The organism is Deltaproteobacteria bacterium GWC2_65_14 (assembly GCA_001797615.1).
Classification (GTDB): domain Bacteria; phylum Desulfobacterota; class Deferrimicrobia; order Deferrimicrobiales; family Deferrimicrobiaceae; genus GWC2-65-14.
The window spans coordinates 67,475-89,029 of sequence record MGPV01000029.1; the positions used below are offsets into that span (position 1 = coordinate 67,475).

The 21,555-nt window shown below is 66.9% G+C and carries 20 protein-coding genes; all 20 read left to right on the forward strand.

Annotation, left to right across the window (positions count from 1 at the left end; genetic code table 11):
- Positions 1-13 precede the first annotated feature (13 nt).
- Complete coding sequence (locus A2X88_00755; GenBank protein ID OGP34499.1) at positions 14-991, forward strand: phosphate starvation-inducible protein PhoH; 978 nt, start codon at positions 14-16, stop codon at positions 989-991.
- Positions 969-1,460 (forward strand): rRNA maturation RNase YbeY, encoded by a 492-nt coding sequence (locus A2X88_00760; GenBank protein OGP34500.1) that lies wholly within the window; start codon positions 969-971, stop codon positions 1,458-1,460. Before A2X88_00755 ends, A2X88_00760 begins: the two co-directional genes overlap by 23 nt.
- A complete protein-coding gene (locus A2X88_00765; GenBank protein OGP34501.1) occupies positions 1,457-3,064 on the forward strand; it encodes an apolipoprotein N-acyltransferase in 1,608 nt (535 codons plus the stop codon). The genes A2X88_00760 and A2X88_00765 overlap by 4 nt, the downstream gene beginning before the upstream one ends.
- 105 nt (positions 3,065-3,169) lie before the next feature.
- The gene (locus A2X88_00770; protein OGP34502.1) at positions 3,170-4,189 is read left to right on the forward strand and encodes a peptide chain release factor 2; all 1,020 of its coding nucleotides are present in this window, start codon (positions 3,170-3,172) and stop codon (positions 4,187-4,189) included.
- A 48-nt stretch (positions 4,190-4,237) separates the two neighbouring features.
- Positions 4,238-5,725, forward strand: coding sequence for a lysine--tRNA ligase (locus A2X88_00775; GenBank protein OGP34503.1), 1,488 nt, complete (start codon positions 4,238-4,240; stop codon positions 5,723-5,725).
- Positions 5,726-5,731: 6 nt separating this feature from the next.
- Positions 5,732-6,967 (forward strand): ABC transporter permease, encoded by a 1,236-nt coding sequence (locus A2X88_00780; protein ID OGP34504.1) that lies wholly within the window; start codon positions 5,732-5,734, stop codon positions 6,965-6,967.
- Between the two features lie 43 nt (positions 6,968-7,010).
- Positions 7,011-7,640, forward strand: coding sequence for an ABC transporter ATP-binding protein (locus A2X88_00785; protein ID OGP34526.1), 630 nt, complete (start codon positions 7,011-7,013; stop codon positions 7,638-7,640).
- Positions 7,637-9,910: an outer membrane protein assembly factor BamA gene (locus A2X88_00790; GenBank protein ID OGP34505.1), complete on the forward strand. Its 2,274-nt coding sequence runs from the start codon at positions 7,637-7,639 to the stop codon at positions 9,908-9,910. Before A2X88_00785 ends, A2X88_00790 begins: the two co-directional genes overlap by 4 nt.
- A 15-nt stretch (positions 9,911-9,925) precedes the next feature.
- Complete coding sequence (locus A2X88_00795) at positions 9,926-10,459, forward strand: hypothetical protein (protein ID OGP34506.1); 534 nt, start codon at positions 9,926-9,928, stop codon at positions 10,457-10,459.
- Positions 10,449-11,483 (forward strand): UDP-3-O-(3-hydroxymyristoyl)glucosamine N-acyltransferase, encoded by a 1,035-nt coding sequence (locus A2X88_00800; GenBank protein ID OGP34507.1) that lies wholly within the window; start codon positions 10,449-10,451, stop codon positions 11,481-11,483. Before A2X88_00795 ends, A2X88_00800 begins: the two co-directional genes overlap by 11 nt.
- 1 nt (position 11,484) lies before the next feature.
- On the forward strand, positions 11,485-11,943 hold the full coding sequence (locus tag A2X88_00805) for a 3-hydroxyacyl-[acyl-carrier-protein] dehydratase FabZ (GenBank protein ID OGP34508.1): 459 nt from the start codon (positions 11,485-11,487) through the stop codon (positions 11,941-11,943).
- Positions 11,940-12,722: an acyl-[acyl-carrier-protein]--UDP-N-acetylglucosamine O-acyltransferase gene (locus tag A2X88_00810; protein OGP34509.1), complete on the forward strand. Its 783-nt coding sequence runs from the start codon at positions 11,940-11,942 to the stop codon at positions 12,720-12,722. Before A2X88_00805 ends, A2X88_00810 begins: the two co-directional genes overlap by 4 nt.
- Positions 12,723-12,726: 4 nt before the next feature.
- Complete coding sequence (locus A2X88_00815; GenBank protein OGP34510.1) at positions 12,727-13,659, forward strand: hypothetical protein; 933 nt, start codon at positions 12,727-12,729, stop codon at positions 13,657-13,659.
- Positions 13,656-14,810: a lipid-A-disaccharide synthase gene (locus A2X88_00820; GenBank protein ID OGP34511.1), complete on the forward strand. Its 1,155-nt coding sequence runs from the start codon at positions 13,656-13,658 to the stop codon at positions 14,808-14,810. The genes A2X88_00815 and A2X88_00820 overlap by 4 nt, the downstream gene beginning before the upstream one ends.
- Positions 14,801-16,567: a lipid A export permease/ATP-binding protein MsbA gene (locus tag A2X88_00825; protein OGP34512.1), complete on the forward strand. Its 1,767-nt coding sequence runs from the start codon at positions 14,801-14,803 to the stop codon at positions 16,565-16,567. Before A2X88_00820 ends, A2X88_00825 begins: the two co-directional genes overlap by 10 nt.
- A gap of 58 nt (positions 16,568-16,625) precedes the next feature.
- Positions 16,626-17,906, forward strand: a complete 1,281-nt coding sequence (locus A2X88_00830) for a hypothetical protein (GenBank protein OGP34527.1) — start codon at positions 16,626-16,628, stop codon at positions 17,904-17,906.
- Positions 17,903-18,892 carry a tetraacyldisaccharide 4'-kinase gene (locus tag A2X88_00835; protein ID OGP34513.1) on the forward strand — a complete coding sequence of 330 codons (990 nt, stop codon included), beginning with the start codon at positions 17,903-17,905 and terminating at the stop codon, positions 18,890-18,892. Before A2X88_00830 ends, A2X88_00835 begins: the two co-directional genes overlap by 4 nt.
- Positions 18,889-19,794 carry a hypothetical protein gene (locus tag A2X88_00840; protein OGP34514.1) on the forward strand — a complete coding sequence of 302 codons (906 nt, stop codon included), beginning with the start codon at positions 18,889-18,891 and terminating at the stop codon, positions 19,792-19,794. The genes A2X88_00835 and A2X88_00840 overlap by 4 nt, the downstream gene beginning before the upstream one ends.
- Positions 19,791-20,369 (forward strand): hypothetical protein, encoded by a 579-nt coding sequence (locus A2X88_00845; GenBank protein ID OGP34515.1) that lies wholly within the window; start codon positions 19,791-19,793, stop codon positions 20,367-20,369. Before A2X88_00840 ends, A2X88_00845 begins: the two co-directional genes overlap by 4 nt.
- Positions 20,366-21,496: a hypothetical protein gene (locus A2X88_00850; protein ID OGP34516.1), complete on the forward strand. Its 1,131-nt coding sequence runs from the start codon at positions 20,366-20,368 to the stop codon at positions 21,494-21,496. Before A2X88_00845 ends, A2X88_00850 begins: the two co-directional genes overlap by 4 nt.
- Positions 21,497-21,555 lie beyond the last annotated feature (59 nt).

A 21,555-nucleotide genomic window follows, 5' to 3' on the forward strand; every position in this document is an offset into this window, starting at 1 on the left:
ATCGGAGGAACGGGTGAGGCAGGCAGAACGGCGGGAGGAGACGCTCCGTTTCGACGATTCCGCCCTGCTCGCGGATCTGTTCGGCACCCACGACGATCATCTGAGGATCGTGGAGGGGCATCTGGGCGTCTCCTGCAACCCGAAGGGGAACCAGGTCGACCTGTCCGGGGACCCGCTCCAGGTAGAGCTCGCCTCGAAGGTCCTCTCCGGCCTCTACCACGTCCTCCGGAGGGGGATCCCGGTGACGTCGAACGACGTCGCGGCGGCCCTGCGGATCGTCTGCGCCGACCGCAACGCGGAGGTGTCGGACGTCTTCCAGGACGTGGTGTTCCGTTCGTCTCGCAACAAGATCATCACCCCCAAGAGCGTCGCGCAGAAGCGGTATCTCGACGCCATCCGGGAACGGGACATCGTGTTCGGCGTCGGCCCCGCGGGAACGGGGAAGACGTTTCTCGCCATGGCGATGGCGGTATCCTATCTCATGAAGAAGGAGGTCCGGCGGATCGTGCTCGCCCGCCCCGCCGTGGAGGCGGGGGAGAAGCTCGGGTTCCTTCCGGGGGACATGGCGGAAAAGGTGAACCCCTACCTCCGTCCGCTGCACGACGCCCTCTATGCGATGCTCGAGTACGAGCAGGCGGGGAAGCTGATGGAGCGGGGCGTCATCGAGGTCGCCCCGCTGGCGTTCATGCGGGGTCGGACGCTGAACGACTCCTTCGTCATCCTGGACGAGGCGCAGAACACGACCACCGAGCAGATGAAGATGTTCCTGACCCGGATCGGGTTCGGCTCCAAGGCGGTGATCACGGGGGACATCACGCAGACCGACCTGCCGTCGGGAAAGGTATCCGGCCTGAACGAAGCGCTCTCGATCCTGGATGGGGTGGAGGGGATCCGCTTCTGCCGGTTCACCGAGATCGACGTCGTCCGCCATCCGATCGTGCAGGAGATCATCCGGGCCTATGAGCGGCATGAGAAGCGGCCCTCCTCCTGAGCGGCCGGGGAAGCGGCGCGGGATCAGCCTCCAGCAACGACTGCGGCCGGCTCCGTTCCGTGGGAGGATCCTCAGGAGACTCGTCCGCAATGCGCTCGATCTTCTCGATGCGGCCGGCGCGGATCTCCGCATCCTCGTCGTCGGAGATGCCGAAATGGCGCGGGCGAACCTGCGGTTCCTCGGCCACGAGGGAACGACGACCGTCCTTACCTTTCCCGAGGAAGCCCCGGGGCAGGCCGAAGCCGGAAGGATCACCGGAGATATCCTGGTGTCGGCCGATGCCTGCCTCTCCCGGACGGAAGGGTGGCCGGAATCGCCCGAGGAGAGAGTCTTTTTCTTCATCGTCCATGGGATCCTCCACCTGCTCGGGCAGGATCACCTGGCAGGACGCGGGGAGGCGGTCCGGATGCGCAGGATGGAGCTCCGGGTATACCGGAAGGTCCTCGCGAAAGAGCCCGGGCGGGGATGAAGCCCGGGAAGCGGAAGAAGAAGTCCGGGGGAGCGGACGCTCCCGGGCCGGGCGCGGGGAAGCGGATCGCGCTTTCCCTCCTCTTTGCGGGTTCCTATGCGCTCGGGATGCCGGGGTACGACGTCCCCGCGCTTCCCTTCGTCTGCCTGGTGCCGCTTCTCTTCCTGGCGGACGCTTGCTCCGGCGCGAGGCAGGCCGCTCGATGGGGGTTGCTCGCCGGGACCCTGGCCAATCTCCTCCTGTTCTACTGGATCGCCTACACGGTGGCGGTGCCCGGGAATCTCGGGTGGGCGCTCGGGGGAATCGCCGCCCTCCTGGTGTCGGCCTACGTGGGGGCCTACGTCTCCATGGCCGCCGCGATCGCCTTCCGCCTCCGGGACTCGTTCGGGGAAGCGGGACTGCTCGCCTTTCCGGCGGCCTGGGTCGGCGTCGAATATGCCCGGTCGGTCCTGTTCACCGGATTTCCCTGGGTGCTGTTCGGCTATTCCCTTACCGAAAGTCTCCTGCTGCGCCAGGCCGCCGACCTGGCGGGAATGGCGGGAATCGGGTTCCTCCTGGCGTCGGTCAATCTCCTTTTCTTCATCGCCTGCATGCGGCTGGCACGGGGAGCGCGCGTGCGGGCCCTCCTTCCCGCCGCGGGAGCGGCGGTCCTGGTCGGTTTCCTGTTCCTCTACGGAGCCTGGAAGGTTCGCGGGCAGGAGGGGGCGCCGCGGGGCGCCGGAATCGTCGTGGGAATCGCCCAGGGGGGGATCGACCAGTCGCTCAAGTGGGACCCGGCGCACCAGCGGGGCACGCTCGACATCTACTCCGGCTTGAGCCGGGAGGCGAAAGGGATGGGGGCCGAGGTGATCGTCTGGCCGGAGACGGCCGCTCCCTTCTTCTACGGCTGGGAAACTGCACTGAGCGCCCTGGTGGACAACGTGGCGCTGGAGACCGGGGTTCCGATCCTCTTCGGGGCTCCCTGGTTCGAGCCGTCCGGCGGCGGAAGGTACTACAACAGCGTGTTCCATATCGATCGGGAAGGCGTGGCGAGGGGACGGTACGACAAGCGGCACCTGGTCCCGTTCGGGGAATATATCCCGCTCCGGAGCGTTCTGTTTTTCATGAAGAAACTGACCGTGGGGGAGGAGGATTTCTCCGCCGGTTCGGACCCCTCCCTGTTCGACGTGGGGGGGGCACCGGCAGGGGCTTCGGTCTGCTACGAGGCGGTGTTCCCGGGGATCGTCCGGGACAGCGTGCGCCAGGGGGCGACCTGGCTCGTCAACGTGACGAACGATGCCTGGTTCGGGGACACGGTGGCCCCCCGGCAGCACCTGGCCATGGCGAGGATGCGGTCGGTGGAGTTCCGGCGGCCGATGGTCCGGGCGGCGAACTCGGGAATCAGCGCGATCATCGACCGGCGGGGGGAGGTGGTCGCCCGGATCGGAAACGAACTCCGGGGTGCGGCGGCCGGCAGGATCCATCCCGGGGGGGGGGAGACCATCTACGCGAAAACGGGTGAAATATTCGGGATTTCGTGTACTATAATGACTCTTTTCATTCTGGCGGCTGCGGGACTTGTTCGACGCGGTGGCCGCGTCGCGGGCACGGAAGAGAGGGAGTGATGGCGACAGGAGTGCTGGGGGAGAAGGCGGACGCGCTCGAAGCGAGGGTTTCGGCCCTCCGGGGCTATCTTTGAGGTAGACCGGAAAAAAGCCCGTCTTTCCGAGGTGGAGGCGGCCGTCTCGCGGGAAGGGTTCTGGGATTCCCCGGAGAAGGCGGAGCCGCTCCTGAAGGAGCGGAAAATCCTCGAGACCTTCCAGGCCCGGTGGTCCGGCATCGAGCGGGGGATCGCCGACCTGCGCGCCTACCTCGAGCTCTACGAGGAGGCCGAGGATCCCTCCCTGGCCTCCGAGATCGGGCGGCATGCGGAGGGGCTCTACGCGGACCTGGACGCGGTGGAAACGGAGCGGATGCTCGGCGGGGAGAACGACGAGCGCAACGCGATCCTGACGATTCACCCCGGGGCGGGCGGGACCGAGTCGCAGGACTGGGCGGAGATGCTGCTCCGGATGTATACGCGGTTCGCCGACCGCAACGCCTACGCGGTGGAGCTGGTCGAGCGTCAGGAGGGGGACGAGGCGGGGATCAAGAGCGCCACGATCCTCCTTTCGGGGGATCATCCGTACGGGTACATGAAGGCGGAAAGCGGGGTCCACCGGCTTGTCCGGATCTCCCCGTTCGACGCGAACAAGCGGCGGCACACCTCCTTCGCCTCGGTGTTCGTGTCCCCGGAGATCGACGACGAGGTCCAGATCCAGATCCTCGATTCGGAGATCCGGGTCGACACCCTCCGTTCCGGGGGCGCGGGGGGGCAGCATGTGAACAAGGTCGAGTCGGCCGTCAGGATCACGCACGTGCCGACCGGGGTGTCCGCGCTCTGCCAGCAGGAGCGGTCTCAGCACAAGAACCGCGCCATGGCGATGAAGATCCTCCGGTCCAAGCTCTACGAGATCGAGATGCGGGAGCGGAAGGAGAAGGCGGCGGAAGCCCACAAGTCCAGGAAGGATATCGCCTGGGGCTCCCAGATCCGGTCCTACGTCCTGGCTCCCTACCGGATGGTGAAGGACCACCGGACCGGCCACGAGACGGGGAACGTGGACGCGATCCTGGACGGCGACCTCATGGAGTTCATCCGGAAGTACCTCCTGGGCGGAGGCGAGGAGGGGGAAGGAAAGGCCGCACTGTGAGCCCTCCCGCGGCGCAGGGGGGGGGAGACGGCGGAGGGGGAGAGTCCCGTGAAGGATGAATGGAACGAGCTGGTCCTCGAGCGGATCCGGAAAGCGGAGGCGATCCGCCGGGACGGGGGGAACCCGTACCCCAACGATCAGCGGGTCGGATGGACCGCCTCCGCCGCGAGGAAGGCGGCGGAGGGGAAGAGCGGCGAGGAGCTCGATCGGAATCCGGCGCGGGTCGACATCGCGGGCCGGATCGTCGCGTTGCGGAATTTCGGGAAGGCGGCCTTTCTCGTTCTCGCCGACCGGACCGGGCGGCTGCAGGCCTACCTGAAGGAGGACGGGATCGGCGAGGAGGCCTATTCCCGGTTTCGGGAAACCGTGGACGTCGGGGACATCGCCTGGGTGGGAGGCCCTCTCTTCATCACCCGGACCGGGGAGCTGACGGTCCGGGCGGAGCGCTTCCGGCTTCTCTCGAAGTCGCTGCGTCCCCTCCCGGAGAAGTGGCACGGCTTGGCGGACGTGGAGACCCGGTACCGGCAGCGGTACGTGGACCTGATCGTGAACGAGGAGGTGCGGGAGCTCTTCCGGACCCGCTCCCGGATCGTCTCCTTCCTCCGGGACTTCCTGTCCGCCCGTGACTTCCTCGAGGTCGAGACGCCGATGATGCAGCCGGTCGCGGGGGGGGCGGCGGCCCGCCCGTTCGTGACGCATCACAACGCCCTGGACACGGAGCTCTACCTGCGGATCGCCCCGGAGCTCTACCTGAAGCGCCTCCTGGTCGGCGGGCTGGAGAGGGTCTTCGAGATCAACCGGAGCTTCCGGAACGAGGGGATCTCCACCCAGCACAACCCGGAATTCACGATGCTGGAGTTCTACCAGGCGTACGCCACCCACGAGGATCTCATGCGGCTGACCGAGGAGATGCTCTCCTCCCTCGCGGTGCACCTCTTCGGCACGGCCCGGGTGAGCGTCCAGGGGGAGGAGATCGATTTCACTCCGCCCTGGGAGCGGGTCACGGTGGCGGAAGCGGTCGCTCGGTACGGGAAGGTCCCGAAGGAGAACCTTTCCGACCCCGTCTTTCTGTCGAAGATGGCGCGGGAGATCGGCCTCGCGGTGAAAGGGGATCCCTCTCCCGGAACGATCCTCGCGAAGATCTACGAGGAGGTCGCGGAGCGCAGGATCCGGGGCCCCGCCTTCGTCACGGAGTACCCGACCGAGGTCTCCCCGCTGTCGCGCCGGAACGACGCGAGGCCGGCGATCGTCGACCGGTTCGAGCTGATCGTCCGGGGGCGGGAGATCGCGAACGCCTTCTCCGAGCTGAACGACCCCCTCGACCAGCGGGGGCGGTTCGAGGAGCAGCTCCGCCTCCGGGAGGAGGGGGACGAGGAGGCGCACGCGATGGACGAGGACTTCCTTCGCGCCCTCGAGTACGGGATGCCGCCGGCGGCGGGGGAGGGGATCGGGATCGACCGGCTGGTGATGCTCTTCACCGACTCTCCCTCCATCCGGGACGTCATCCTGTTCCCGCTGCTGCGGAAAGAGGGGTAGGCGCGGGTGGGTCTCCCGGTCGAATTCTACATCGGCCTGAAGTACCTCCTGGCCAAGCGGAAGCAGACCTTCATCTCCATCATCACCATCATCTCGGTGTCGGGGGTCGCCGTCGGGGTGACCGCCCTCATCATCGTGCTCGCCGTGATGGGCGGGTTCGAGCGGGAGCTCAAGGACCGGATCCTCGGGGCCACCGCCCACGTGCACGTCACAAACCTGGACGGCTCCATCGCCGATCCGGAAAAGGCGCTGGACACCGTGCTGCAGGTGGAGGGGGTCGTCGGGGCGAGCCCCTACATCTTCTCCCAGGTCATGATCTCCTCCGGGGCCTCGGCGACCGGGGGGATCCTCCGGGGGGTGGACCTGGCCACGGTCGGCAACGTAACCCGCCTTCCCAGCGACGTCCGGATCGGCCGTCTGGAGGACCTGTGGGATGCGCCGAAAGGGGGACTTCCCAGGGTGATCCTGGGGAAGGAGCTGGCCGCGAACCTGGGGGTCGCGCCGGGGGACATCGTGGAGGTCATGGTGCCGGGGGGAAACGTGACCCCGCTGGGGGCATTCCCCCGCGTGGACCGGTTCCGCGTGAGCGGGATCTTCGAGTCCGGGATGTACGAGTACGACTCCTCCTTCGCCTACGTCTCCCTCGCGGAGGCCGGAAGACTGCTGGGACTCCACGGCAGGGTCACCGGGATCGAGGTGAAGGTGAAGGATATCTACCAGGCCGGAGAGGTCGCCTCCCGCGTGAGGGAGCGGCTGGGCTACCCCTTCTGGGCGAAGGACTGGATGCAGAGCAACCGGAACCTCTTCTCCGCGCTGAAGCTGGAGAAGGTGGTCATGTTCATCATCCTCGTCCTCATCGTCATGGTGGCGGCCTTCAACATCATCAGCACGCTGATCATGGTCGTGATGGACAAGACGAAGGACATCGCGGTCCTCATGACGCTGGGGGCCACCCGGAAGACGGTCCGAAGGATCTTCGCGCTCGAGGGGCTGCTGATCGGGATCGTGGGGACCGGCGCGGGGATCCTCCTGGGGGGGGGGCTCTGTTATCTCCTCGCCCGCTACCAGTTCATCCGGCTTCCGAGCGACGTCTACTACATCTCCACCCTGCCGGTCGACCTCACGCCCGGCATCCTGCTGCTGGTCGGGGCAAGCTCCATCCTGATCTGCTTCCTGGCCACCTTCTACCCTTCCCTGCAGGCTTCCCGGATCGACCCGGTGGAGGCGATCCGCTATGAATAGCCCCGGCTTCCTCCGCGTCGAAGAGCTCCGGAAGGAGTTCCTCCTGAGGGTGGGAACCCTCGAAGTGCTCAAGGGGATCTCCTTCACCCTCGATCGGGGCGAGATGCTCGGGGTGGTCGGAGTCTCGGGGGCGGGGAAGACGACCCTGCTGCAGATCGTGGGGACCCTCGACCGTCCGACCTCGGGGGCCGTCCTGTACGACGGGCGCGACGTCACGGGGATGGGCGAGGAGGAGCTTGCGGCCTTCCGGAACCGTTCCGTGGGGTTCGTCTTCCAGTTCCACCACCTGCTTCCCGAGTTCAACGCCCGGGAGAACGTGATGCTCCCCTGCCTGATCTCCGGAATGTCCTGGGACGAGGCCGGCCGCAGGGCCGAAGGGCTTCTCGGGGAGGTCGGGCTTTCCGGAAGGCTCACGCACCGGGTGGGGGAGATCTCGGGGGGGGAGCAGCAGCGCGTCGCCATCTGCCGGGCGCTGGCGATGGGTCCCGAGGTGATCCTCGCGGACGAGCCCACCGGGAACCTGGACAAGGAGACGGCGTCCGGGGTCATGGACCTGCTCGTTACGCTCAACCGGACCCGGGGGATGTCGCTCATCGTGGTCACGCACAACGAGGAGATGGCCGGACGGATGCATCGGGTGATCCAGATCGACGACGGGCGGATCGCGCGGTGACGGCGCGGAGGAGCGCCGCAACGGCGGCCGCGGCCCTGCTGCTGTACGCGGCGCTGGCCGGGACCCTCCTTCGGGCGGCCGGGTTTCCCGTCCTCGCGATCGAGGTGCGGGGGGTCAAGCGGGTCGGGGCCGACGCGGTTCGCGCGGCGATGGGGACGCGCGTGGGGGCCGAGTTCGACCCGGCGGCGGTCCGGAAGGATGTGAAGGCGATCTACCGGATGGGGTACTTCACCGATGTCCGGTTCGACGCCGAGGAGGTGCCCGGGGGGTACCGGCTGACCGTGATCGTGGAGGAGAAGCCGATCGTCTCCTCGGTGGCCGTCGAGGGGAACAAGGAGGTGGACACGAAGGACCTCAAGGAGGCGATCACCATCCGGGAGCGGACGCTGTTCACGGAGGAGAAGGTCAAGGAGTCGGCCCGGAAGATGGTCGAGGTCTACCAGAACCGCGGGTTTTACGACGCCACGGTCGATTCCTCCGTCCAGGAGGATCCGGACGGAACGCAGCGGGTTTCCTTCCGGGTGACGGAACGGGAGAAGCTGAAGATCGAGACGATCGAGATCACCGGGAACAGCCAGCTGTCCGCGAGGAAGATCCGGAAGGTGATGGACACGGGGGAGCGGGGGTTCTTCTCCTTTCTCACCGACTCGGGGACCTACAAGAAGGATGTGATCGAGAACGATCTCCGCAAGATCGAGGCGCTCTACCAGAACAACGGATTCCTCGAGTCGAAGGTCTCCGAACCGGTGATCCGCCGCGGGCCGAAGGGGCTTGCGATGACCCTCCACGTGTTCGAGGGGAGGCAGTTCCGGATAGGCACCGTGAGGTTCCAGGGGGAAAGCGGCATTCCGGAAGCGGAGCTCCGCGGGAAGGTGAAGCTGTCCCCGGGGGAGCTGTTCAGCCGGGAAAGGCTGCTTTCCGACGTGCTCTCCCTCACGACGCTGCTGAACGACCGGGGGTATGCGGTGGCGATCGTTTCCCCGGGGGTCGAGAAAAGAAAGGACGAGCCGGTGGCGGACGTGACCTACCGGATCGACCGGGGAGAGAAGTACCGGTTCGGAAGGGTGGAGATCGTCGGGAACACCAAGACGCTGGACCGGGTGATCCGCCGGAACCTCGAGGTGGCCGACGGGCAGATCTATACCGCCACGGGGCTCAAGGAGAGCCGGGAGAACCTGAACCGGAGCTCCTTTTTCAAGGACATCCGGATCAGCACGGCCCCCTCCGAGGAACGACGGGAGATGGATGTCCGGGTGGAGGTCCAGGAGGGGCCGACGGGGACGCTGTCCGGGGGCTTGGGGTTCAGCTCCGTGGACAAGCTGTTCGGGGTCGTCCAGGTGAACGAAAACAACCTGTTCGGGCGGGCCTGGAGGGCCTCGCTGAACAGCCAGTTCGGGGCGCGGCGGACCGTCTTCACGCTGAACTTCCAGGATCCCTACTTCCTCGATACCGACTACAGCCTGTACCTCAGCGCCTACAACCAGCGGACCGAGTACACCGATTTCGAGCGGAAAGGGTCCGGCGGGAGGGTCGGGGTGGGGCGGTCGTTCGGGAAATATCTCTCGTCCAGCGTCACCGCGCGGGTCGATACCGTCCAGATCCTCGACCCGGGAACGGCCGTCTCCACCATCCTGAAGGAGGAGTTCAGCAAGGGGACGCAGCAGACGCACAGTCTCAACTGGAACCTCGTCCGGAACACCACGGACAGGTACATCGACCCGTCCCGCGGGACCGTCGCCTCCGCCTCGGTGGAATACGCCGGGGGACCGCTGGGCGGGGACAGCGAATTCGTGAAATACTTCCTGAACGGAAAGATCTTCTTCCCGGTCACCCAAAGCACCGTTCTTTCGGCGAACCTGCTCTGGGGACATGCGATCAGCACAGTCGGGGGGCGCGTTCCGATCTTCGAGCGCTTCTTCCTCGGGGGGCCGTACAGCCTCCGCGGATTCGAGTCGCGGACTCTCTCCCCGACCGACCCGAACACCGGGGAGCGGATCGGGGGGAACAAGGAACTCGTGATGAACCTCGAGTACACCTTCCCCCTGTTCAACGAGATCGGCTTCAAGGGTGTCCTCTTCTTCGACTCGGGGAATACCTGGCGCCAGAGCGAGTTCCCCTGGGACGGGGAAGACCTGAAATATTCCGCCGGGTTCGGCCTCCGCTGGTATTCGCCGATGGGGCCGCTCCGGTTCGAGTGGGGGTGGAACCTGAAGCCGTCTCCCGGAGAGGCGAGGCGGGTGGCCGAATTCACGATCGGAACGGCATTCTAACGAGGGGGTAGAACGATGAGGCACAAGAAGGCGGCATTTCTGCTGGTGGTGGCCGCGGCGGCGATGTTGGCCGTCCGCCCGGCCTTCGGGGAGGGGTTGAAGGTCGCGGTGATCGACGTGAACAGGATCCTGAACGAGTCCGCAGCCGGCAAAGAGGCCCGCAAGAAGATGGAGGCCCGGTACGAGGAGCTGAAGAAGAGGATCGAGAAGATGAACGAGGAGGCGCGCAAGATGAAGGAGGATCTGGACAAGCAGAAGATCCTCCTCGGGAAGGAGAAGGTGAAGGAGAAGGAGGAGGCCCTCGCCGCGAAGGTCGCCGAGCTCCGCCAGATGACCCAGGAGTCGGAGAAGGAGATGCAGACCCGCCAGGAGGAGCTCACCCGCGAGATCCTCAAGGTTGTCGAGGGGAAGATCGACAAGCTGGTGGAGGAGGAGAAGATCGACCTGCTGCTCGAAAGGAGCAGCGGGGTCGTCCATTTCTCCCCCGCCATGGACGTCACCGCGAAGGTGCTGGAGCGGATGAACCGGGAGGGCGCCGGTGGGAAATGAGTTCCGGCTTTCGGAGCTGGCGGAACGGATCGGGGCGCGCCTCGCGGGGGAGGGCGACGCGGTCGTCCACGGGATCGCCCCCATCGAGGAGGCGGGACCCGGGGAAGTGACCTTTCTCGCGAACCCGAAGTACGCAAGGTTCGTCCTCGGGACGAAGGCGACTGCGGTCATCGCGAAGGCGACGGTCGAGGGAGCGCAGGCCAGCTTTCTGCTGGCCGACAACCCGTACCTTGCGTTCGCCCGGGCGGTCGAGGTTTTTCACCCGCCCGAGAGATTGCCGGAAGGGGTTTCCCCGCTGGCGTCGATGCACCCTTCGGCGCGGATCGGGGCCGGGGCGACCGTCTCCCCCTTCGTGGTGGTCGAGGAGAGGGTCTCGATCGGGGACCGCACCGTCGTCTACCCGGGCGTGTACCTGGGGAAGGGGGTCGTGGTGGGAGAGGACTGCCTCCTGTATCCCAACGTGGTGCTGTACCACGGGGTCCGGATCGGCTCGCGGGTGATCCTGCATGCGGGGTGCGTGATCGGAAGCGACGGTTTCGGATTCGCCCCGACCGCGGAGGGATACCGGAAGATCCCCCAGGTGGGAACGGTGGAGATCGGGGACGACGTGGAGATCGGGGCGAACACGACGATCGACCGGGCGGCGCTCGGCGTCACGCGGGTGTCCCGGGGGACCAAGCTGGACAACCTGGTTCAGGTGGGGCACAACGTGGTGATCGGGGAAGACACGGTGATCGCCGCCCAGGCGGGAATCTCCGGAAGTTGCAGGATCGGGCGACGGGTGATGATCGGGGGGCAGGCGGGGCTCGCCGGGCACCTCGAGATCGGCGACGGCGTCATGCTGGGGGCGAAAAGCGGAGTGCCGGCCTCCCTGGACGCCTCGGAATCCAGGGCCTGGTCCGGGATTCCCGCGATGCCTCACCCGGTATGGCTTCGCCTGGGGAAACTGTTGCCGAAGCTGCCGGAGCTGTTCCGGCGGGTCCGGCGGCTCGAAGAATCCGGAAAGACGAAATCGGAGGAGTGAGATGTTCGATATCCGGGAGATCATGAGCGTTCTGCCGCACCGGTACCCGTTCCTGTTCCTGGACCGGATCGTGGAGTGGGATCCGGGCAAACGGATCGTCGGGATCAAGAACGTGACGATCGACGAGCCCTTCTTCCAGGGGCATTTCCCCGGAACTCCGATCATGCCGGGGGTCCTGATCGTCGAGGCGATGGCGCAGGCGGGGGGGTTCCTGGCACTGAAGGCCGAGCGGGACGGGAAAAAGATCGCCTACTTCGCCGGGATCGACAACTGCAAATTCCGCCGTCCCGTCGTCCCCGGGGACCAGCTTCGGCTCGAGGCGACGGTGATGGCCCGGAAAGGGCCGGTATGGAAAATGCACGGGGAAGCCACGGTGAACGGGGTTCTCGTCGCAAAGGCCGACATGACGGCGACCACCCAGTCGTCCGAGGAGCAGCAGGAAGAGGAAGGTGGACAATGATCCATCCGACGGCGATCATCGATCCGGAGGCGCAGATCGGCGCCGATGTCCTGGTGGGCCCCTACGCGGTGATCGGTCCGAAGGTGACGGTCGGGGACGGGTGCTCGATCGGCGGGCATGCCATGATCGAGTCCCACGTGCGGATCGGAAAGGGGACCCGGATCAGCTCCCACGCTTCCATCGGGGCGCCTCCCCAGGACCTCAAGTTCCGGGGGGAGGACACCTGGGTCGAGATCGGCGAGGGGTGCACCATCCGGGAGTATGTCACCGTGAATCGGGGGACCTCGCAGGGAGGTGGGGTGACTCGTGTGGGGAAGGGCGTTCTGCTGATGGCCTATTGCCATGTGGCGCACGACTGCCACCTATGGGACCGGGTGATCCTGGCCAACGCCGCCACGCTGGGGGGGCATGTCGAGGTGGGAACCGGCGCCATCATCGGCGGGCTCGTCGGGGTCCACCAGTTCGTCCGGATCGGCACCTACTCGATCGTCGGTGCCCTTTCCGGGGTCCCGCTCGACATCCCTCCCTATGTCACGGCGGTGGTGGCGCGGGGAGGGAAGGGAACGGGGCTTTACGGATTGAACCTCATCGGGCTGAAGCGGAACCGCTTCTCCCCGGAAACGATCGCGGCGCTGAAGAAGGCCTACCGGATCCTGTTCCGGTCGGGGCTGACGGCGAAGGAGGCGCTGGCAAGGGTGGAGGCCGAGTGCGGGCCCTTCCCGGAGACGAGACACCTCGTGGAATTCATCCGTTCCAGCAAGCGCGGGATCCAGAGATAGAGGGATGATCCGCACGGGAGTCATCGGCGTCGGGTACCTGGGCCGGCTTCACGCCCAGAAGCTGGCCTCGTTCGACGACACCCGGTTCATCGGGGTGCACGACTCCGACGCGGATCGTGGAGCGGCGGTCGCCGCGGAGTTCGGCACGGAGTCCTTCGCGGATCCGGGCGAGCTGCTCGGGCGGATCGACGCGGTCACCATCGCGGTTCCCACCACCTCCCACTACCGGGTCGCCATGCAGGCGATCCGGGGCGGGGTCCACCTGCTTCTCGAAAAACCGATCGCGGCGAAGGTGCGGGAGGGACGCGCGCTCGTCCGCGAGGCCGCCTCCCGGAAGCTGGTGTTCCAGATCGGCCACCTCGAACGGTTCAACCGCGCCGTGCGGGATGCGGCCGCCCTCCTCAAGGAGCCCCGCTTCATCGAGTGCCACCGGCTGGGGCCGTTCGGCGGGCGGGGGACCGACGTGGACGTCGTGCTCGATCTGATGATCCACGATCTGGACCTCATCCTCTCCTTCGTCCGCTCCCCCGTCGCCGGAATCCAGGCGGTCGGCGTTCCGGTGATCTCCTCCGCGATCGACATCGCGAACGTTCGCCTCTCCTTCGCCAACGGGTGCATCGCGAACGTGACCGCAAGCCGCGTCTCGGCGAAGAAGCAGCGCAAGATCCGCATCTTCCAGGAAGATGCCTACGTGTCCATGGATTTCGTCGAGCAGTCCATCCAGATCTTCCGGAGGAGCTGGCCGCAGGGGCGAGGCGGGCCCGCGGAGATCTCCGGGGAGCTCCTCGAGACGGAGAAGGGGGATTCCCTCCGGGAGGAGATCCGCTCTTTCCTCGACTGCGTCCGGACGAAAGACTCGCCCCAGGTCACCGGCGGGGACGGTCTGGCCGCCCTGGAGCTTGCCTTCCGAATCCTCCGGAAGATGAGGAGCCGTTGACCCGCGCGCGAAAGACGCTGTTCCTCGTCTGCGGGGAGCCGTCCGGAGAGACCTACGCCGTGCGGGTGGTGCGGGAGTTCCGGAAGCGCTTTCCCGGCGCCCCGGTCGAGGGAATCGGCAGCTCCCGACTGGCCTCCGAGGGGGTCCGCCTCCTGCTCGATTACCGGGGGATCTCCGTGGTCGGGCTGACCGAGGTGATCCGCCACCTCCCGGCGGTCGTCGGGGCGCTCCGCTCCGCCGTGAGGCGGGCGACGCGGTCCGACGTGGGGGCGGTGCTCCTGGTCGATTTTCCCGAGTTCAACTTCCGGGTGGGAAAGCGGGCACACCGGGCGGGGATCCCGGTGATCTACTACATCCCGCCACAGCTGTGGGCGTGGCGGCCGGGAAGGGCCCGGGAGCTGGCGCAATTCACGAGAGGGATCGTCGTGCCGTTTCCCTTCGAGGAGGAGATCCTGAGGAGTGCGGGCGCCAATGTCCGGTTCGCCGGGCACCCGATCCTCTGGGAGCTTTCCCCCTACCTGGACGCCGTCCCGGACCGCGACCGGTTCGGGATCCCCGAGGGAAGGCGGATCGTCGGACTATTGCCCGGAAGCCGGGACGGGGAGATCACCGCGCACCTCCCCGCGATGCTCGGCGCGGCCCGGATCCTGTTCCGCCGGCATCCGGACCTCCACTTCGCGGTCCCGCTGGCGGTCCCGGCCCTTCGCGGGAGGATCGAGGCCGGGTTGACGGGGAATTCCCTCCCCATGACAATAGTGGAGCGGGACAGGTTCCTGCTGTTCCGCGGGATGGCGGCCGCCCTCTCGGCGTCCGGGACGGCGACCCTGGAACTGGCCCTTCTCGGGGTTCCGCACGTCATCGTGTACCGCACCTCCGCGGTGACCTACCGGATCGGGAAGCGGCTGGCCAGGGTCTCCCGCATCGGGCTGCCGAACATCGTGGCGAAGGAAACGGTGGTGCCCGAGCTGATCCAGGGCGAGGCGAATCCCGACGCCATGGCGCGGCAGCTGGGGCCGCTGCTCGCGGACGGGGAGCACAGGGAACGGGTCGTCCGGAGGCTGCGGTCGCTGCGGGAGGCGCTCTCGGGCCCGGGGCCGTCGGAAGCGGTCGTCGACATGCTTGCGGAGGCGGCGGGGGACGCATGGGAATGAAAATCTACAGGCGGATGCTCGCGTACGTCCGGCCCTACCTGTCGCGCCTCTTCCTCGCGATGTTCTTCATGATCTTCGTCTCGGCCTTCCACGGCGCCGTCGCCTTCCTGGTGAAACCGGCGCTGGACGATATCTTCATCAACAAGGACGCCACCCGGCTCGCGATCATCCCGGCGCTGGTCCTGGCCGTCTACCTGCTCAAGGGAGTCTTCGAGTTCGCCCAGAGCTACCTGATGAACGGGGTCGGGCAGCGGGTGATCCGCGACATCCGGGACCATCTCTACCGGCACATGCAGTCGCTTTCCCTCGCCTTCTACATGCGGCATCCCACCGGCGTCCTGATGTCCCGCGTGACGAACGACGTCGGGCTCATGCAGGGGGCGGTCACGAACGCGGTCACGGGGCTGATCAAGGACACATTCTCCGCCGTCTTTCTCGTCGGGGTGGTGTTCTACCGGGACTGGAAGCTCGCGCTGGTGGCGTTGGTCGCCTTTCCGCTCGCCTTCTGGCCGATCGCCCGGTTCGGGAGGAAGCTCCGCAAGACGAGCATCCGCACCCAGGAGGTGACCGGGGGACTGGCCTCCCACCTGCAGGAGACGATCAGCGGGGCGAAGCTGGTGAAGGCCTTCGGGGCGGAGGAGTTCGAGGTCGACCGGTTCGCCACCCGGAACGCCGACCTCTACCGGCTGAGCATGAAGGTGGTGAAGGTCCAATCGCTCACCTCCCCCCTCTCGGAGATGTTCGCCGGGATCGGAGCGGCCGCCGTGATCTTCTACGGCGGATACAGCGTAGTGAACGGTCAGAGCACCCCCGGGAACTTCTTCTCCTTCATGACGGCCCTCTTCATGCTCTACGAGCCGGTCAAGCGGCTCTCCGGGGTGAACAACCTGATTCAGCAGGGGATCGCCGCGGCTACCCGGGTCTTCGAGGTCCTCGACACCCTTCCCGACGTGCGGGAGAAGAGCGACGCGGTCGAACTGGCGGGCGTCCGCCGGGAGATCGCCTTCGAGCAGGTCGACTTCCGCTATTCGGAGGGCGGGCTTCCCATCCTGAAGGAGATCAGCTTCCGGACGGAGGTGGGAAGGACGGTGGCGATCGTGGGGTCGACCGGAGCCGGCAAGACGACGCTCGTCGACCTGCTTCCCCGGTTCTACGACCCGGCGCACGGGGCGGTCCGGATCGACGGGATCGACCTGCGGGACATGAGGCTGTCCTCGCTGCGGTCGAAGATCGGGATCGTCGGCCAGCACACGATCCTGTTCAACGACACGATCCGGAACAACATCGCCTACGGGACCCCCGGCGCGTCCCAGGAGAAGATCGAGGAAGCCGCCCGGAGGGCGAACGCCCACCCCTTCATCTCCAGGTTCCAGGAGGGATACGACACGGTCGTCGGGGAGCAGGGGTTCAAGCTTTCCGGAGGGGAGCGTCAGCGGGTGGCGATCGCGCGGGCGCTCCTGAAGGACGCCCCCATCCTGATCCTGGACGAGGCCACTTCGGCGCTGGACACCGAGTCGGAAGGGGTCGTGCAGGAGGCGCTCGAGATGCTGATGCGGGGCCGCACGACCTTCGTGATCGCCCACCGCCTCTCGACGGTCCGGAACGCGGACGTCATTCTCGTGATCGAGGACGGGAGAATCCTGGAGCAGGGGAACCACCAGGAGCTTCTCTCGCGGGAAAGCCGGTACCGCTCGTTTTATCTCAAGCAGTTCGAGGAGAGGAGGTCCGGTGCGGAAGCCGGCCGCGGTCCCGCCTGAGGGGAAGCGCGGACGGTTCATCCCCTGGAGCCGGGCGCATTTCTCGTACAACCTCGGGCTGCGAATCGCCCTCCTGTTGTCGGCGCCCGCATGGATCCCGTGGGTTCTCCTCTCCCGGAAGCGCAGGAAGAATTTCCCGGACCGGCTCGGACTCCGGCTCGAACGGATTCCGCCGCCGGCCGGTCGGGAGCGGATCTGGGTCCATGCCGTTTCCGTGGGGGAGACCCTGTCGGCCGTTCCCCTGCTCCGCGGACTGCGGGAACGCCTTCCGGAGACGGAGATCCTCTTTTCCACCGTCACCCTCACCGGGCAGGAGGTCGCGGAAAAGGCGCTCGGCGGGATGACCGACCGGATTTTCTACTTTCCGTTCGACCTGCCGGGGATCTGCGGGAGGTTTCTGGACCGGGTTCGCCCGGACCTGGTCGCGATCCTCGAAACGGAGATCTGGCCCAACTTCCTCGCGGAGTGCGCGCGGAGGCGGATCCCGGTCGTCCTGCTCAACGGCAGGGTTTCAAAGCGCTCCCTGCGGGGGTATGGGCGGTTCCGCTCCCTGATGTCCGATGTCCTGTCCTGCATCACCGCGATTTCCGTGCAGACCGAGGAGGATGCGGTCCGCTTGCGGTCGCTCGGGGCCGATCCGGACAGGGTGTGGGCCACCGGGAACATGAAGTTCGACCTCTCCCTTCCCCCGCAGGGCGATACCCCCTTTTCCCGCCTGCTCCTCGGGGAAAAGGCGAACGGTGCCTGCTGGATCGTGGCGGGCTCCACGCACGAAGGGGAGGAGGAGGCGGTGCTGCGGGCATTCGGGAGCGCCCGGAAGGAGAACGGATCGATCCGTCTGCTGCTCGCCCCCCGTCATCCCGGGAGATTCGGCGCGGTCGAGGAGCTGTGCAGACGGTCCGGGTGGCCGGTGGTCCGGAGAACGAGCATCTCCGGGGACGGCGGGATCCCCGATGCGCCGGTGGTCCTGATGGACTCGGTCGGGGAGCTCTCGGCGGCCTATGCCGCCGCGGACATCGCCTTCGTGGGGGGCAGCCTCGTCCCGAAGGGGGGGCACAACATCCTCGAGCCCGCCCTCTTCGGCGTTCCCACGATCGTGGGGCCGCACATGGAGAACTTCCGCGAGATCGCCTCGATCTTCACGCGGGGAAACGCCGTGATCACCGTGCGGAACGGGGAGGAGCTTGCCGGAAAGCTCGCGGAATGGGCCGCCGACCCGGCGAAGGCGAGGGCGACGGGGGATAGGGCAAAGGCGCTTCTGGGCTCCTTCCGGGGGGCCACCGGGAAGAACGTGGAGATCGTGGCGCGGGAACTGGCCCGTCGAAAGGACGCTCCGTGATCGGACTCTACGCGCGCGCACGGCGAATGCTCCACCGGTCGGGGGTTTTCCGCGCGAAGCGTCTCCCCAGGCCGGTGATCAGCGTCGGGAACCTCTCCGTCGGGGGGTCCGGGAAGACCCCCCATGTGCTCTTTCTCGCGAAATGGCTCGCGGGTCTCGGCCTGCGGGTGGCGGTCCTGAGCCGCGGGTATCGGCGAAAGAGCCGCGGGGTCGTGTGGGTCTCGGACGGCGAGGGTGCGCAGGCATCGGCCGGGGAAGCCGGGGACGAGCCGGCGCTTCTGGCCGCGTCCCTTCCGGGAACGGCGGTGATCGTCGGGGAATCGCGCTATGAAGCGGGGATGGAATGCCTTCGGAAGCGCGACGCGGACGTCTTTGTGCTCGACGACGGGTTTTCGCATCTCTCCCTGGAGCGGGATGTCGACATCCTCCTCGTCGACGGGACGATGGGACTGGGGAACGGGAGGACCCTGCCGTTCGGCCCCCTGCGGGAACCCCCGGGGCACGCGAGGTTTGCGGACGCCCTCGTGGTCACCCGGTGTGACAGCCCGGACCTCAAGGAACGGGTCCTGTCCGGTCTCCCCTTTCCCGCGGACAGACCGGCGGCCGCAAGCCGGATGGTGCCCGGGGCGCTGGTCGGAAGAGACGGCGCAGAGGTCCCGGTCCCGGTTGAGGGGGAGGATGTGGCCGCGTTTTCCGGGATCGCCCGGAACGAGCGGTTCGAAGAGACCCTGAAGACGGCCGGATTCCGCGTGAAGGTCTTCCTTAGATTCGGAGATCATCACTGGTACACACCCCGCGACCTCGAGCGGATCCGGGCGGAAGCGGGGGGGCTGCCGGTCCTGACCACCGAGAAGGATCTGGTCCGGATTCCGGGACAGGTTCCGTTTCCGGTCCGGGCTCTTCGGATCGGTGTGGAATTCGTTTCGGGGTGGGAGGATCTCTCGCGCCTCGTACTGGATCGGATCGGGAGGAGTCGGACGGAATGAGAGAGCGGTTCTACCGGGCGGCGTTTCGGGTCCTGGAGGCGATTCCCCTGACGATCCGGGCGGTGCTCTTCGAATGCATCATGATGTGCTTCTGGGCGCTGGATGCCAGGCATCGCCGGATCGCGCGGATCAACCTGCGGATCGCCTTCCCGGAGATGGGGGAGCGGGAGAAGTCGCGGATCATCGTTCTCTGCTACAAGCGGATGGGAACGATGGCCGCCGAGTTCGTCCACATTCCCCGGATCGACCGGGCATATCTGGAGAAGCATGTCCGGATCGAGGGGGCCGAGCATCTCCCCGCGGCCGCGGAAGAGCGGGGACTTGGCGCGCTGCTCCTGACCGGCCACTTCGGGAACTGGGAGCTCGCCTGTCATACGTTCGGATTGGCCGTCGCCCCGGTGGCGTTCATCGCCCGCCCCCTGAAGGACCGGATCCTGGACCGGATCGTGACCGAGCGGCGGGAGCGGAGCGGGAACCGGGCGATCGTGAAATTCGACTCCGCGAAGGAAGTGATGCGGACGGTCCGCGGGAAGACTTCGGTGGGGATACTGATCGACCAGAACGTCGACACCCACAAGGGAGTCCTCGTCGATCTGTTCACGAAGAAGGCCTACACGACCGACGGGATCGCACGGCTCGCCCTTGCCCTGCGGACCCGGATCCATTCCGTGTTCCTGGTTCGCGACCCCGCGAGGAAATTCCACCATATCCTGCGGATCGGGCCCGCCCTTCCGGCCGACCCCGGGGCCCCGAGGGAGGAGGAGGTTCTCCGCCTCACCCGGAGGTGCAACGAGGAACTGGAGAAGGCGATCCGGCGGGATCCCGCGCAATGGTTCTGGCTGCACCGCCGCTGGAAGACGCGGCCGCCGGGCGAGCCGAAGCTGTACGGGGAATCGGGATGAAGGGAATCGTCTTCCTGGACCGGGACGGCACGCTGATCGAGGAGGTCGGGTACCTGGCCGACCCCGCGAGACTGCGGGAAATCCCCGGCGCCTCGGATGCGGTGAAACGGCTCTCCCGGGCGGGATATGCCGCCGCGGTGGTGTCCAACCAGGCGGGGCTCGCGAAGGGAAAGTTCGGGGAGGAGGAGTTCGAGGCGGTGCACCGCGCGTTCCTGGAGTTGTTCGCGGCGAACGGGGCGCGCTTCGACGCGGTGGAGTATTGCCCGCACCACGCGGACGGAATGGTGGCCCGGTACCGCGCATCCTGCGCCTGCAGGAAACCGGGGACCGCCATGGCGGACAGGATCCTGCTCCGGCTCGGCCTGCCGCCCTCGTGTACCCGCTTCGCGGTCGGTGATAAAATGAGCGACATGATCATGGGAAAGCGGCTCGGCGCCAGGACGATCCTCGTGGCCACCGGATACGGGGAGGAGGAACGAAACGCCGGGGAGCGGGACGGGACCCGTCCGGATGTCTACGTTCCGGGGATCCGGGAGGCCGTGGACTGGATTCTCGGTCAGGGGGGTGAAGGGTGAGGGATCTTCGCCTCTCTTTCCTTCCGGTCCTCCTGATCGGAGCCCTTTTCCTCTGGGGACCGGGATGCTTCCGGTCCGCCTACAGGCCGCCGGAGGCGGCTCCCCGGGAGGACGCGCAAAGGACCGCGGAAGCTCCCGTGCCGGAATCTCCTCCCGAGATGGAAGAGGCGGGGCAGATCCCCCGGCCGGTGCCCGGGCCGGTCGCGGATGGACCGGAAGTTCCGGGGGAGGAGATCCCCGCCGGGGACGCGGTGGGGTCCTCGCGGATTCCGTCGGAGGTTGCGCCGGAAGAACATGCCGCGGGTCCTGCCCCCGGCAGCGGGACGGAGGCGTCGAGGAGGGACCCCGTCCATCCGCCACCGCCGGCGGGAAAGACGCAGGGGACCCGGGAGGAGGGGACCCCGGCGCCCGTTTCCACCGAGCGGTACCTGGCTTCGCCGGAAGGGCCCCCGTGGGTGAAAGAAAGGGAGGAGCTGGTATACCGGGTGGAGTTCCTGGGGCTCACGATGGGGTATGCCCGGTTCTCCCTCCGCGGGAAGATGCTGCTGGAGGGGAAGGAGGTCTACCACCTGAGCGTGAGGGCCTGGACCTCGGACCTTCTGTCCATGGTCTACCCGATGAACGACACGATCGAGTACTACCTGGACGTGGAGACTCTCGCTCCGGTCCGGCAGGAGCACACCAAGAGCCGGAAGCAGGACGACATCGCCTATTTCGACCAGGATGCGGGGACGATCGTCTACCGGTACAAGGAAACGGGAAAGGTGCGGAAACGGGTGGAAGCGCTCCCCCTGGTCTACGACCCCGTGTCGGTGGCCTACTATTTCCGGTCGAGGCCCCTGGCGGAGGAGGAGCCGTCCCGCCACATGTACGCGGGCAGGAAACTCTGGGAGGTCTCGGCGAAGCCGGTGGGGTACGAAAGGATCCGGACAGACCGGGGAGAATTCGACACGGTGATGATCCGTCCGGTCCTCCGGAGGAACGGGAACCTCGAGGACAAGGGCGATCTCCGCATCTGGATGACGCGGGACGAGCGGCATCTCCCCGTCCGCGTCTATGCCAAGTTCAAGAAAATCCGGATCTGGACGCTGCTGGGAGAGCTGCTCCCGGACCGGCAGGGAGGTTGACATGGACCAGGAACTTCTCGAGATCGTGGCCTGCCCGAAGTGCAAGGGATCGCTCCTGC